The 13028-nt window shown below is 30.6% G+C and carries 13 protein-coding genes and 1 pseudogene; 13 read left to right on the forward strand and 1 reads right to left on the reverse strand.

Annotation, left to right across the window (positions count from 1 at the left end):
- The first annotated feature begins 436 nt into the window (after positions 1-436).
- From BM384_RS02190 to pflA, 7 genes are all read left to right on the forward strand, one after another.
- Positions 437-1570, forward strand: a complete 1134-nt coding sequence (locus BM384_RS02190; RefSeq protein ID WP_090010476.1) for a cation diffusion facilitator family transporter — start codon at positions 437-439, stop codon at positions 1568-1570.
- A 151-nt stretch (positions 1571-1721) separates the two neighbouring features.
- A complete protein-coding gene (locus tag BM384_RS02195; RefSeq protein WP_090010480.1) occupies positions 1722-2219 on the forward strand; it encodes a GNAT family N-acetyltransferase in 498 nt (165 codons plus the stop codon).
- Positions 2220-2336: 117 nt separating this feature from the next.
- Positions 2337-2729, forward strand: coding sequence for a winged helix-turn-helix transcriptional regulator (locus BM384_RS02200; RefSeq protein WP_090010483.1), 393 nt, complete (start codon positions 2337-2339; stop codon positions 2727-2729).
- A complete protein-coding gene (locus BM384_RS02205) occupies positions 2729-3493 on the forward strand; it encodes a NifB/NifX family molybdenum-iron cluster-binding protein (RefSeq protein ID WP_090010487.1) in 765 nt (254 codons plus the stop codon). The genes BM384_RS02200 and BM384_RS02205 overlap by 1 nt, the downstream gene beginning before the upstream one ends.
- A 316-nt stretch (positions 3494-3809) precedes the next feature.
- Positions 3810-4406, forward strand: a complete 597-nt coding sequence (locus BM384_RS02210; RefSeq protein ID WP_090010554.1) for an acyltransferase — start codon at positions 3810-3812, stop codon at positions 4404-4406.
- A 504-nt stretch (positions 4407-4910) separates the two neighbouring features.
- Entirely contained in the window at positions 4911-7163 is a 2253-nt protein-coding gene (pflB, locus tag BM384_RS02215) for a formate C-acetyltransferase (RefSeq protein ID WP_090010490.1), read from the forward strand.
- An 11-nt stretch (positions 7164-7174) separates the two neighbouring features.
- Positions 7175-7924, forward strand: a complete 750-nt coding sequence (gene pflA, locus BM384_RS02220; RefSeq protein WP_090010557.1) for a pyruvate formate-lyase-activating protein — start codon at positions 7175-7177, stop codon at positions 7922-7924.
- A 41-nt stretch (positions 7925-7965) separates the two neighbouring features.
- Here the strand turns inward: pflA and BM384_RS02225 are convergent, their stop codons facing one another.
- Positions 7966-8601, reverse strand: a complete 636-nt coding sequence (locus BM384_RS02225) for a Crp/Fnr family transcriptional regulator (protein ID WP_347455049.1) — start codon at positions 8599-8601, stop codon at positions 7966-7968.
- A 153-nt stretch (positions 8602-8754) separates the two neighbouring features.
- Here BM384_RS02225 and BM384_RS02230 point away from each other — a divergent pair, with 153 nt between their 5' ends.
- The 6 genes and pseudogenes from BM384_RS02230 to BM384_RS02255 all read left to right on the forward strand — a co-directional run.
- Complete coding sequence (locus BM384_RS02230; RefSeq protein ID WP_090010560.1) at positions 8755-9933, forward strand: oxygen-binding di-iron domain-containing protein; 1179 nt, start codon at positions 8755-8757, stop codon at positions 9931-9933.
- Positions 9934-9995: 62 nt separating this feature from the next.
- On the forward strand, positions 9996-10151 hold the full coding sequence (locus BM384_RS02235) for a rubredoxin (RefSeq protein ID WP_090010494.1): 156 nt from the start codon (positions 9996-9998) through the stop codon (positions 10149-10151).
- A gap of 208 nt (positions 10152-10359) precedes the next feature.
- Positions 10360-10626, forward strand: coding sequence for an Ada metal-binding domain-containing protein (locus tag BM384_RS02240; RefSeq protein WP_090010497.1), 267 nt, complete (start codon positions 10360-10362; stop codon positions 10624-10626).
- A gap of 155 nt (positions 10627-10781) precedes the next feature.
- A complete protein-coding gene (locus BM384_RS02245; protein ID WP_090010500.1) occupies positions 10782-11045 on the forward strand; it encodes a hypothetical protein in 264 nt (87 codons plus the stop codon).
- 327 nt (positions 11046-11372) lie between these two features.
- Complete coding sequence (locus tag BM384_RS02250) at positions 11373-11774, forward strand: hypothetical protein (protein ID WP_090010503.1); 402 nt, start codon at positions 11373-11375, stop codon at positions 11772-11774.
- A 30-nt stretch (positions 11775-11804) separates the two neighbouring features.
- Positions 11805-12944, forward strand: a pseudogene (locus tag BM384_RS02255) (methyl-accepting chemotaxis protein); the annotation flags it as partial.
- Between the last annotated feature and the right edge of the window lie 84 nt (positions 12945-13028).

The raw sequence follows: 13028 nt of genomic DNA on the forward strand, positions 1-13028 counted from the left end.
AGACAAATAGCGTAAAAAAATAATGCATAGGGCAGGGACTGCCCAAATTAACGCCTGTGGAGATAGTAGGTTACGAGGTCTGCGAAGCAGGAAGCTCATTGGCTTTAGACAATGGGTAGTTCACCTGGTTAGACTTGCATGGGTAAAAGGAAATCCTCAGTCAGAATGTTTTTGGCTTAAAAATAAGTTTACAATAATAAAAGAAACAACTAGCACAGTTTGCAATTCTGTAATTTTAGCTGAGAGAAAATTATGATAATCTTATTAATTTCAATGACTGTTGACAAAACAAAATAGATTGCTCACAATTAAAAATGAAAAAACTTAAGTTTAATAATCTTAATTATGAACAGAAATTTCATTGTAGATAAAGTTTTGATTTATTACATAAGAAGAAACCGGATAATCATAATTATATGAGAAGGGAAGGATTAAAATGAATGAAAAATCAAACATAATACAAGATGACAGAGAAAAGATTATTGTTAAGACAAGTATAATTGGAATATTAGCTAATGTAATTCTTGCGGCTTTTAAAGCTTTTGTTGGAGTCATAACTAATTCCATAGCAGTAACACTTGATGCTGTTAATAATTTAAGTGATGCAGTTTCAAGCATAATTACAATTCTTGGAGCAAAATTATCAGGAAAGGCACCAGATAAAAAGCATCCTTATGGATATGGAAGAATTGAATATCTAAGTGAGTTAGTAATTGCTGCAATCGTCTTATATGCAGGTATTACTTCACTAAAAGAGTCTATTAAGAAAATAATTCATCCTGAAGATTCAAATTATACAACAGTATTTTTTGTTATTTTAATTTCAGCTATTATTGTAAAGTTACTTTTAGGTCAATATGTTAAGAAAAAAGGTGAGCAAGCTAATTCAGGATCTCTTATTGCTTCAGGAAAAGATGCAATGTTTGATTCTATTTTATCTATTTCAGTTTTAGTAAGTGCTATTATTTATGTAATGTCAGGAATTAGTTTGGAAGCATATGTAGGAGCTATAATTTCTATAGTTATTATAAAATCAGGACTTGAGATGATAGGCGGTGCCATTGATGAAATGATAGGAGTACGTGCAGAAGGAGATTTTAGTAAATCAATAAAGGAAACAATAGCAAAAGAGCCAGAGGTAAAAGGTGTATATGATTTAATTATTAATAATTATGGACCTGATAGATATATGGCTTCTGCTCATATAGAAATTCCTGATACAATGACTGCTGGTGAAATTGATGAACTAACTAGAAAAATTCAAGAAAATGTGTATCGTAAACATGCAGTTATTATGGCTGCTATTGGTATATACTCTGTTAATACAAATAATGATGTGATTACTAAAATTCATGAGAGAATAAGACAGTTATCTATGAGCGAAGATGGAGTATTACAAATGCATGGATTTTTTGTGGATACAGAAGATAAGAGAATTAACTTTGATCTTGTAATTGATTTTGATGTAGAGAATAGAAGCGGCTTGATAGAAGTAATAAAGAAGAAAGTGGAAAAAGAATTTCCAGATTATAAAATACATATAACACTTGATAATGATTTTAGTGATTAAAATATATAATGAAAAGTAGGAGCAGAGGTATAAAACTCATGCTTCTATTTTTATGTTTACTATCTTTGCAGAAAAATTTAATGTATACTTTTGTTATTACATTCCATTTAAGTAAAGATATAAATATAAATGGTAAAGGGAGGAGTTTTGGGTGAGTTATTTAGTGAGAAAGGTTAAAGCTCATGATGAAGAGGTTTTAGCATATATACAAACTGAAAGTTGGAAGGTAGCATTTAAAAATATATTATCTGCTGAGATGTTAAGAAAATATACTGATATTAACAGAGCAAAAGAAATATATAAAGAACTTCTTAATAAAAATATTGGACATGGCTATATTCTTGAGGTAAATAACAAACCTCACTGTATTGCTTATTGGGACAAAACTAGAGAAGACGATATGCTGGGATATGCTGAACTAATAAATATTCATAGTCTTCAGGATAATTGGGCAAAGGGATATGGAACTAAAATGATGGAAAGAGTGATAAAGGATATTAAGGAGGCTGGATATAAAAAAGTAATGCTTTGGGTATTTGAAGAAAACTATAGAGCAAGAAAATTTTATGAAGCAAGAGGATTTTGTTTTAATGGAAAGAACAAGGAAAGCTTTGGAGCAAAAGAAGTTTGTTATGAGAAAAGTCTTTAGATAATATTTGACTTTAGTCTTCTAAATATACTCTTAAATTTATGAGTATAGACTTACAAATATGGAAATGATATTATTGTTTTAGTGGCATATGCCACTAAAAAGGGGGCGAGCTAAATGTACAGAAAAAAAACAGATGATGATATTAGATGTCCCTTAGAATACGGCATTGCTGCATTAGGTGGAAAATGGAATAGTAGAATTATTTGTCTTTTGAATACATTTGGTGAAATGCGTTTTAGTGAGATACACTCTGAGATGATAAATATTACAGATGGAGTACTTGGGAACACTCTTCAAGGTTTGATAGAAAGAGAATGGATTTCTAAAAGAAGTATAGGAGATAAAAAAGTATATTCGGTTTATTCTCTTACAGAAAAGGGGAAAGCTGTAGTTCCTATATATAAAGAAATTTGTAAGTGGGCCATGGAATATTATGATGCTTCAACCCCTATTGTTATGAGGTATTGTTTAAAGTGTGAGCATTATAAGAAATGGAGGCATGATTAATGCCAAGATGTATAAAAAGAAGAGTATGTAAGGAGCCCTTATATAAGGAGTTTGTGCCTTTAGGTCATGAAAAAGAATCAGAAGTAGTTGTAATAAGTGTAGATGAATATGAGGCAATAAGACTTATCGATAAAGAAGGATTAAGCCAAGAGCAGTGTGCAGATATGATGGGTATAAGAAGAACAACTGCACAGCTTATTTATAATTCTGCTAAAAAGAAACTAATAGACTGTATTGTAGAAGGCAGAGGGTTTAAAATAAAAGGTGGAAACTATTTTTTATGCGATGGAAGCGCTTATTGTATAGGTTGTTGTAAATCGAATTCATTGAAAGCTGATAAAAGAAATAGAAAAGGAGTAAATATAATGAGGATAGCGGTAACTTATAAAAATGGCGAGATATTTCAACATTTTGGACATACAGAACAATTTAAAATTTATGATGTTGAAAATGGAAAAATTTTAAATGAAGAGATTATTGATACTAATGGTCAAGGTCATGGGGCTTTAGGTGGATTTTTATTTTCATCAAAGGTAGAGGTTTTAATTTGTGGAAGCATAGGCATGGGTGCACAAAATGCATTAACACAAGCTGGAATTAAGTTTTATGGTGGAGTATCAGGAAGTGCAGATGATGCAGTGAAAGCGTTTTTAGCAGGAAACTTAGGATATAATCCAAATATAAAGTGTAGCCATCATGGAGAAGGGCATTCATGTGGAAGCCATAAATGTGGCGAAAATAAAAATGGATGTAGTGGAAATTAATTAATCAATAACTTTTAATAGAGGGGGGCTTTGAGTAATCAAGGACTCCTATTTTTTGTATTGGTATAGTTCTAAGATTTTATGATTAAATATGTGAGTAAGCTAAAGATAAAGATTAGATTAATGAGGTGAAGGAAATGAAAAAACATAAGAATTTAATTATAATTGTAGCTGCTTTAATTATTTGTTCTATTATTATTTTAAATACTTGTCCAACAATAGAAAACTGGTTGCATGAAGCAATTGGATGGTATTAAGATATAGTATAAAAAAATATTATTTGATTTATAATTATATTAAAGGCGGTGAAAATAAAATGGACTTAAATGAGTTTTTAGAATATATGAATAGTGAAAAAGAGATTGAAGCAGGTTCAGAGGCTCATCTTTTTATGCATGAATTATCACAGGAAGCAATTAGATTAACATCAGAATTAAATACAGGGTATCATTCTAATAAAGAAATAATTGAAATAATGAGCAAAATAACAGGTAGGGAAATTGATAATAGTTTTGCATTATTTCCACCATTCAATACTGATTGTGGGAAAAACTTAAAGATTGGAAAGAATGTATTTTTTAATTCAGGAGTAAAAATACAAGATCAAGGAGGAGTTACTATTGATGATGGGGCTTTAATTGGACATAATGTAGTTATGGCAACTCTAAATCATAGCTTAATTCCAAATTGTAGAAGTAATATAATTCCTGCACCAATCCATATAGGTAAAAATGTTTGGATTGGATCGAATTCTACTATATGTCAAGGAGTAACAATTGGAGATGGGGCTGTAATTGCTGCAGGAGCTGTAGTTGTTACAGATGTACCAGAAAATACAGTTTATGGGGGAGTACCTGCAAAGTTTATTAAAAATATAGAAGTAGATGAAGAAATAAAACATGATTTTATATAAAAATGTAAACGGGTATTTATCTAAATGATTTTGAAATTATTTAGATAAATACCCGTTTATTTTTATTATATTTATCTCAGTATGGATGGCGCTTGCAATTTAAATATTCATAAATTGTAGAGTGTCTTTGATAATTATACTTTTGCCTTTAAGATGGTTTATATAAAAAATGTGGATTTTATATTTAAAGTCTTATTTTTTTATTTGCTAATAGTATAGAAATTTATTTTAGCACAGCCGTTTATAGGTGAATTAAAATAAGAAAACAGAAATGTGTAATTTCATTCTTTAATAATAAAAAAAGAATATTTTAATAAGAGTAATGAATGGCTAAAATTAATATGAATATAACTATTACAAATAAAATCTTTTGTTTGATTTTTCGCAAAATTTGATTAATTAAAACAAGTCCAGTAGGGCTTGTTTTTTTAACTTTAATTGTATACAATAGACAATGTAAGATGTACAAGGTACAGATGATACATTTTATAAGGAGGATTGCAAATGTTACAAAAAGAACAATGGAATGGGTTCGAAGGAAGATTATGGAAAGAAGAAATCAATGTAAGAGACTTCATCCAAAAGAACTATAAACCATATGATGGTGATGAAAGCTTCCTTGCAGGTCCAACAGATGCTACAAATAAACTTTGGGGTAAATTACAAGAATTACAAAAAGAAGAAAGAGCTAAAGGCGGAGTACTTGACATGGAAACAGAAGTTGTTTCTGGTCTTACAGCTTATGGCCCTGGATATATTGATGAAGAATTAAAAGATCTTGAACAAATCGTAGGTCTTCAAACAGACAAGCCTCTTAAGAGAGCTTTCATGCCATACGGTGGTATCAGAATGGCAGAACAATCTTGTGAAAACTATGGATATACACCAAATCCAGAATTACACAAGATATTTACTGAATATCATAAAACACATAACCAAGCAGTATTTGATGCTTATACACCTGAAATGAGAGCAGCTCGTAGCAGCCATATCATTACAGGTCTTCCAGATACTTATGGACGTGGACGTATCGTAGGTGACTACAGAAGAATCGCTCTTTACGGTATAGATTATCTTATAGAAGCAAAACAAAAAGATCACGCTAACTGTGGTGACGGAACTATGACAGATGATGTTATCCGTCTAAGAGAAGAAATTGCAGAGCAAATAAAAGCTCTTAAAGATATGAAGAAAATGGCTGAAAGCTATGGATATGATATATCTGAACCAGCTAAGAACGCTAAAGAAGCAGTTCAATGGTTATACTTTGGATATCTTGCTGCAATCAAGACTCAAAATGGTGCGGCTATGTCAATAGGACGTGTATCTACATTCCTTGATATATATATACAAAGAGATTTAGAAAATGGAGTTATTACTGAAGCAGAAGCTCAAGAATTAATCGACCATTTAACAATCAAATGTAGAATGGTTAAATTCGCAAGAATAACTTCTTACAATGAATTATTCTCAGGAGATCCATCATGGGTTACTATCGGATTAGCTGGTATCGGTGTTGATGGACGTCACATGGTAACAAAGAACGACTACCGTTTCTTACACACATTAGAAAACATGGGACCATCTCCAGAACCAAACTTAACTGTATTCTATTCTTCAGCACTTCCAGAAAACTTCAAGAAGTATGCTGCTAAGATTTCAGTAGATACAAGCTCAATTCAATACGAAAATGATGATGTTATGAAACCAGTATGGGGAGATGACTATTCAATCTGCTGCTGTGTATCTGCAACGCAAACTGGTAAGGAAATGCAATTCTTCGGAGCTAGAGCAAACCTTGCTAAATGTTTATTATACGCTATCAATGGTGGTATAGATGAAAAATCAGGTAAGCAAGTAGGACCTGAATACAAAGGAATTACTTCAGAATACTTAAATTACGATGAAGTAATCGCTAAATACGAACAAATGAGTGACTGGTTAGCTGGTCTTTACGTAAATGTATTAAACTTAATCCAATACATGCACGATAAATACTACTATGAAGCAGCAGAAATGGCTCTTATCGATACAGACGTAAGAAGAACATTTGCTACTGGTATAGCTGGTTTCTCTCACGTAATAGATTCACTTTCAGCAATCAAATATGCTAAAGTTAAGACTGTAAGAGATGAAAATGGTCTAGTAGTAGACTACGAAATCGAAGGAGACTTCCCTAAATACGGAAACGATGATGATAGAGCAGATGAAATTGGTGTATATGTTCTTAACTCATTCCTTGAAAAAATCAAGAAGAGACACACATACAGAAATTCTGAGCCAACTACATCAATCCTTACTATCACTTCAAACGTAGTATATGGTAAGTACACTGGTAACATGCCAGATGGAAGAAGAGCTTGGACTCCACTTTCACCAGGAGCATCTCCATCATACGGAGCAGAACAAAATGGATTATTAGCTTCATTAAACTCTGTAGCTAAGTTACCATACGAATGGGCATTAGATGGTATTTCTAATACACAAACAATTAACCCATCTGCTTTAGGACACGATAAAGAAGAACAAGTGGACAAGTTAGTTCAAGTTTTAGATGGTTACTTCGATCAAGGTCCACACCACTTAAACGTAAATGTATTTGGTGTTGAAAAATTAAAAGATGCTATGGAACATCCAGAAAAAGAAGAATACGCTAACTTCACTATCCGTGTATCTGGATATGCAGTTAAATTCATCGACTTAACAAGAGAACAACAATTAGATGTTATCTCTAGAACATGTCATGAAAGAATGTAATTGTGAGTACTATAGGTAGAATTCATTTAATAGAGAGCTTTGGATCTGTTGATGGACCAGGAATTCGTTTTGTGGTATTTTTACAAGGATGTCGTATGAGATGTCAGTTCTGCCACAATCCTGATACTTGGGACATGAATGGTGGTGAGACAAAAACTGCTGATGAGCTTTTGTCTCAAGCTCTTAGATATAAATCTTACTGGAAAAAGGAAGGGGGCATCACCGTAAGTGGTGGTGAACCTCTTCTTCAAATAGATTTCTTGATTGAGTTTTTCAAAAAAGCTAAAGCAAAGGGTGTTCATACTACTCTTGATACTTCAGGAAATCCATTTACAAGAGAAGAACCTTTCATAAGTAAGTTTAATGAGTTGATGAAGGTAACAGATCTTGTTATGCTTGATATAAAGCAAATAGATGAGGACGCGCATAAAATTTTGACTGGATGGACAAACTCAAATATTCTTGATATGGCAAGATATTTATCAGAAATCAATAAACCTATGTGGATTCGTCATGTGCTTGTACCAGGTGGAAGCGATAATGATGAACAGTTGATGAGACTTGATAAGGTTATAAAGAGTTTAAATAATGTAGATCGCGTTGAAGTACTTCCATATCATACACTTGGAACTTTTAAATGGGAAGAGCTTGGCAAAGAGTATCCTTTAGCTGGAGTTAATCCTCCTACTAAAGAGAGAGTAGAAAATGCTAATAAACTTCTACATACAAGTGATTATACTGGATACTTAACACGTAAATAATAATAGGCAATATTAGAGAAATCTAATATTGCCTATTATTTTTATTTTTCAATCATATTAATTTTGAAATGATTTCGCTTGGTTTTTAATATACCATCCTTTTGGAGTTTAGACAATTCTACGCTCATAGCGCTTCTTTCAACACCAAGATAATCAGCAAGCTGCTGACGGTCAAAAGGTATATCAAATTCTAAATTATTATTTTTTTGAGATTGTGACGATAAATATGAAAGTAGTTTTTCACGTGTACTTCTCTTATTCATATGAGATATTTTAGCATTTAAATTGAAAGCTTTTTTAACAAGAACATTTACTAGATTTTTTACTAACTTATTATGTGTAGGATCTGTTAAATAATCTAGTGAAAGAAGCTTGTCTAACTTAAATAGTATTACGAGACAATCTTCATGAGCTTCTATGCTGAGATTAAGAGGAACTTTTGCTGTAGCAAAAGGTTCTGCAAAAGTATTGCCTGCAGGCAATTTATTTATAATGCTTCTATGTCCCCAAATATCTTCTTGTGTAAGCAATATGGTTCCAGAAAGCAATAAACCTATTTCATCCGAAGTATCACCACTCTCTAATATAAAGCTTCCTTTTTTGAATTCTTTTGCTTTAGGTTTAAGCAGTTCAATTAAATATAATATTTCTTCTTCATCAAGCCCTGAAAATAACAGGTTTTTTTAAAAATAGTGGAATATATTTTTGCATTTTTTGACCTCTTGTTGGAATTTCAACATATTTTTCTTTTTTTTCTTAAGTATAATTTACTCATAGAGAAAACGCAAGGTAAAAAGATGAATTATCTTGGAGAGAGGATGGGAATAATAGTGAAGAAGAAAGTTAAAAATAATATAAGCTGGGTAGGCTATTTAGACTGGGAACTTGAAAAATTTCATGGAGATGAATATTCAATAAAGAATGGTTCAAGTCAAAATGCTTATTTAATAGAAGAAGAAAAAACTGTTTTAATTGATACAGTTTGGGCACCACACCGTTTTGAATTTGTTGAAAACTTAAAAAAGGAAATAGATTTAAATAAGATTGATTATATCATAGCAAATCACGGAGAAATAGATCATTCAAGAGCATTAACTGCTTTAATGGATGAAATTCCTGATACTCCAATTTATTGTACAGCTAATGCTGTAAAGAGCTTAGAAGGTCAATACGGTAAAAGAGGATGGAACTTCCATGTAGTTAAGACTGGAGATACTCTTGATATCGGTAATGGAAAGCAACTTGTTTTTGTAGAAATGAGAATGCTTCACTGGCCAGATTCAATGGCGACATATATGACAGGAGATAACATTTTATTATCAAATGATGCATTTGGTCAACACTTTGCAGTAGAAGAAATGTTTAATGATAAAGCTAACCAATGCTTATTAATGAAGGAAGCAATGAAGTATTATGCAAACATACTTTCACCATTAGTAAGTAAGAAGATAGATGAAATAGTTGGAATGAATATTCCAATAGATATGATAGCTCCAAGCCACGGTGCAATTTGGAGAGAAAATCCTCTACAAATAATAGAAAAGTATGCTGAATGGTCTAAGGCTTATCAAGAAGACCAAGTTACAGTAGTTTATGACACTATGTGGGAAGGAACAGCAAAAATTGGTCAAAGAATTGCTGAAGAAATTCACACTCAAAGTCCAGATACAGTAGTTAAGGTATTTAATATATCAAAATCAGATAAGAATGAAGTAATGACTGAAGTATTTAAGTCTAAAGCAATTTCAGTAGGTTCGCCAACTGTAGGTAATGATATTCTTCCAGGAGTTACTGGATGGTTAGCATTCTTAAAATCTTTAAAATTCAAAAATAAGAAAGCAGCAGCTTTCGGTTGCTATGGATGGAGTGGAGAAGGTACAAAGATACTAAAAGCTAAATTAAATGAAGCTGGTTTTGAAGTAGTTGATAATGAAATAAAATCACTTTGGAATCCAGATGAAACAGATTATGAAAACATTCCAGCATTAGTAGAAAATTTACTTAAATAGCTAATAATTTTAATAAATATTTATATAGATAAACAATTAATAATAGATAGGAGAGATCAGACATGAGATATGTATGTACAGTTTGTGGTTACATTTATGATGAAACAGAAGGATATGTAGAAGGAGGAATTCAACCAGGTACAGCTTGGGCTGATGTTCCAGAAGATTTCGTTTGTCCACTATGCGGAGTAGGTAAGGATCAATTTGAAGCAGAGTAAGATGTTTCTCTCTCTGTAGATAATGAAAGATGCACGTTATTAAGATAACGTGCATTTTTTTGTGATTTTATTATTTATTAAAGCTGTGGAAAAAGTGCTAGTTAGTCTTTATTTTGGGGATAAATGTGTTGATAAAATTGTGAATTGTGAATAAAAGATATAAGATATTTTTATAGAAATTTATAATCTAAGTATTGGAGGGAAAATTATGGAGGAAAAATTATATAAGCTAATGGGTGAAGATGGAAAAGAATATCTAAGTAAAGAAAAAGGAACAATGGGAGGACATAAAAAATTAAAGATTTATGGAAGATTAGACTGTTGGTCTGCAAATAATGCTATTAAAAAAGGTCAATATGTAAAGTATAGAGTGTTTTTTAAGGATGAAGAAACAGCTATAAAAGCAGGCTATAGACCATGTGCTAAATGTATGCCAAAAGAATATAAAAAGTGGAAACAACTTGAATTTAAATGATAGTTTCTATAATTTTAGCAATTACTAATCCGTGGTTTTAAATTTTAAGAGCAGTATACTGTTTAGTTTTAGGTATAGTTATTATGTAGCAAATTAAAGAATATAAATATATAATTTGATAGATTTTTAAATAAAGTTAATAGGGAGTAGTAGAGATGAAATATTTATATTATTGTAATGGGGAAATTATTAATAGTTATATAGGTGCGGTAAATAATAATTTAGTTAGAAAGATTAAAGAAAAGTATAAAGGTAATGTTAATTTTAATTATATTCCAAGAGAAGGAATTGCAAATTATATGATAAGGGCTGAATTAGATATTGAAAATAAAGATGCTCTTTTAGAGATTCAAGATAATATAAGATATGATGAAATAAGATTAGGAGTAAAGTATAAGAAATGGAGTAGGGTTTTTTAATAATTTTACTTAGCTATTTTTTAGATGTAGATGAATAATTTATTTTATTATATCTACGTACTTAGATGTTTTTGACTTAGAAATATGGTTTTATAACTAATATATCTAAGTGGTGTTTTTAAAATATTATGAAAACTTTTTCTTTTGTTTAAGACATATTTTCCCTTTGTGATTTTGTTGAATTTTTCTATGTTAGTTCGATTAATTGTTGTAAAATATTTTGGTATGTCAAATATTTTGGTATGTCAAATATATTTAAAATAAGTTAAAGAAATCTATATATAACTACGAATATTAGAGTGATATATGAGAACTTAGGAGGAACAAATGAAAAAGGAATTGGTAAAAACAAAAGGGATTAAACAACAAATAATGACCAAGAATTTTATTCTGACGATAACAGCGGTTATCATACTTGTTACTTCAGCTGCAGTAATAGGAAGAAAAGCCTTATTAAATAGTTCAAGTGAACTGTTAAGTAGCTTTGCAAAGCAAGTTGGTCAAGATATAGGAAGGATTATTGAACTAGAAACAAGTAAAGTTGAAGTTGTAGCTGAAAGTGCTATTTTAAGGAATAGTGATGTAAGTCTTGAATCAAAATTGAACTATTTATCTGGGATTGTTAAAGATCAAAAGTATAAAAAAGCTGCAATTATAGATTTAAACGGTGAATGTAAAACCATACTTGGAGAAACTGTTGATGTTTCTGATAAGGCATATTTTAAATAAAATTTAGCAGGAAAGAGTTATTTTTCAGCTCCTACTTTAAGTAAAGCTGATGGAGGATTACAAATATCTATAACTACTCCTATACTTAACTATCAAGGAGAAATGATAGCTATACTTTTCTTTTCTAAAGATGCAGATAGCTTTTGCAAAATAACTAATGATATTAGATTTGCACAAACAGGAACAGCTTATGTTGTAGATGAAAATGGTACTAATATCATGAATAATGATATAGAAAAAGTAAAGAATAAAGTAAATAGAATAGAGGATGCAAAAACTGATAGTTCATATGAAGAACTAGCTGATATTACAAAAAAGATGATTTCAGGTGAGAGTGGGGCTGGAAGTTATAAATTTGATGGAAAAACTAAATTTTTAGGATATGCACCAGTTGAAAACACAGGATGGTCAGTTGGAATTACTTGTGATTTAGCAGATATGTTATCTCAAATGAATAATTTAATTGTAATGTTAATCATAATAGGTACAGTTGCGTTAATAATTATGCTAATAGTATCTTACTTTATAGCTGATAAAATATCTAAAAGATTAGTTAAACTTAAAGATGAAGTTGAAGAAATATCTACTGGTAATTTTGAAGCTAAAGAAATAAATGAAACAATAAATGATGAAATAACAGCAATTTATAACTCCCTTGAAGATACTAAAAAGTCTGTAGGAAATATGATAAATGTTATTAAAGAATCAGCTGATGAATTAAATAATGAAAGTACTCAATTAAAAAATATATCAGAAATATTTATAGAAGGTACATCTAATATAAATGATTCTATAGCACAAGCTACTAAGGGGACTGAAAGTCAAGCATCTGAGTTATCAGAAATTAATATAATATTAAATGATTTTGATGCTAAGATGAATGAAAGTAAAGAAAATATTGATAGTATAAATAAGAAATCTAAAGATATAAGTAATAAAGCTAATGATAGTTGCGAGGATATGGAGAATCTTTCTAAGTTTATGGAAGTTTTAAATGATTCTTTTGCTAGTTTCGCTAAGGAAATCTTAGAAATGGTAGCAACATCAGAGGAAATATCAGTAGCTACAAATGAATTTGTAGTATCAAGTACAGATATTAAAGATTCAACTGATAATCTATCTGAGCTTACTTCAAATATGGAAAAGGCAGTTAATCAATTTAGAATATAATAAATTCTGGTAATAAATTATCCCGATAAAGTATAAGATTATATATACTTTATCGGGTTTTTTCATTAAATAGAAGAAATACAC

Source organism: Clostridium sp. DSM 8431, from assembly GCF_900116755.1.
Classification (GTDB): Bacteria; Bacillota; Clostridia; order Clostridiales; family Clostridiaceae; genus Clostridium.

Excerpts from the sequence above, each read along its gene's own strand:
- BM384_RS02210 (WP_090010554.1), top strand. The coding sequence starts at position 3,810 with ATGGACTTAAATGAGTTTTTAGAATATATGAATAGTGAAAAAGAGATT.
- BM384_RS02240 (WP_090010497.1), top strand. The coding sequence starts at position 10,360 with ATGGAGGAAAAATTATATAAGCTAATGGGTGAAGATGGAAAAGAATAT.
- BM384_RS02245 (WP_090010500.1), top strand. The coding sequence starts at position 10,782 with ATGAAATATTTATATTATTGTAATGGGGAAATTATTAATAGTTATATA.
- BM384_RS02200 (WP_090010483.1), top strand. The coding sequence starts at position 2,337 with ATGTACAGAAAAAAAACAGATGATGATATTAGATGTCCCTTAGAATAC.
- BM384_RS02205 (WP_090010487.1), top strand. The coding sequence starts at position 2,729 with ATGCCAAGATGTATAAAAAGAAGAGTATGTAAGGAGCCCTTATATAAG.
- BM384_RS02190 (WP_090010476.1), top strand. The coding sequence starts at position 437 with ATGAATGAAAAATCAAACATAATACAAGATGACAGAGAAAAGATTATT.
- BM384_RS02250 (WP_090010503.1), top strand. The coding sequence starts at position 11,373 with ATGAAAAAGGAATTGGTAAAAACAAAAGGGATTAAACAACAAATAATG.
- pflB (WP_090010490.1), top strand. The coding sequence starts at position 4,911 with ATGTTACAAAAAGAACAATGGAATGGGTTCGAAGGAAGATTATGGAAA.
- BM384_RS02235 (WP_090010494.1), top strand. The coding sequence starts at position 9,996 with ATGAGATATGTATGTACAGTTTGTGGTTACATTTATGATGAAACAGAA.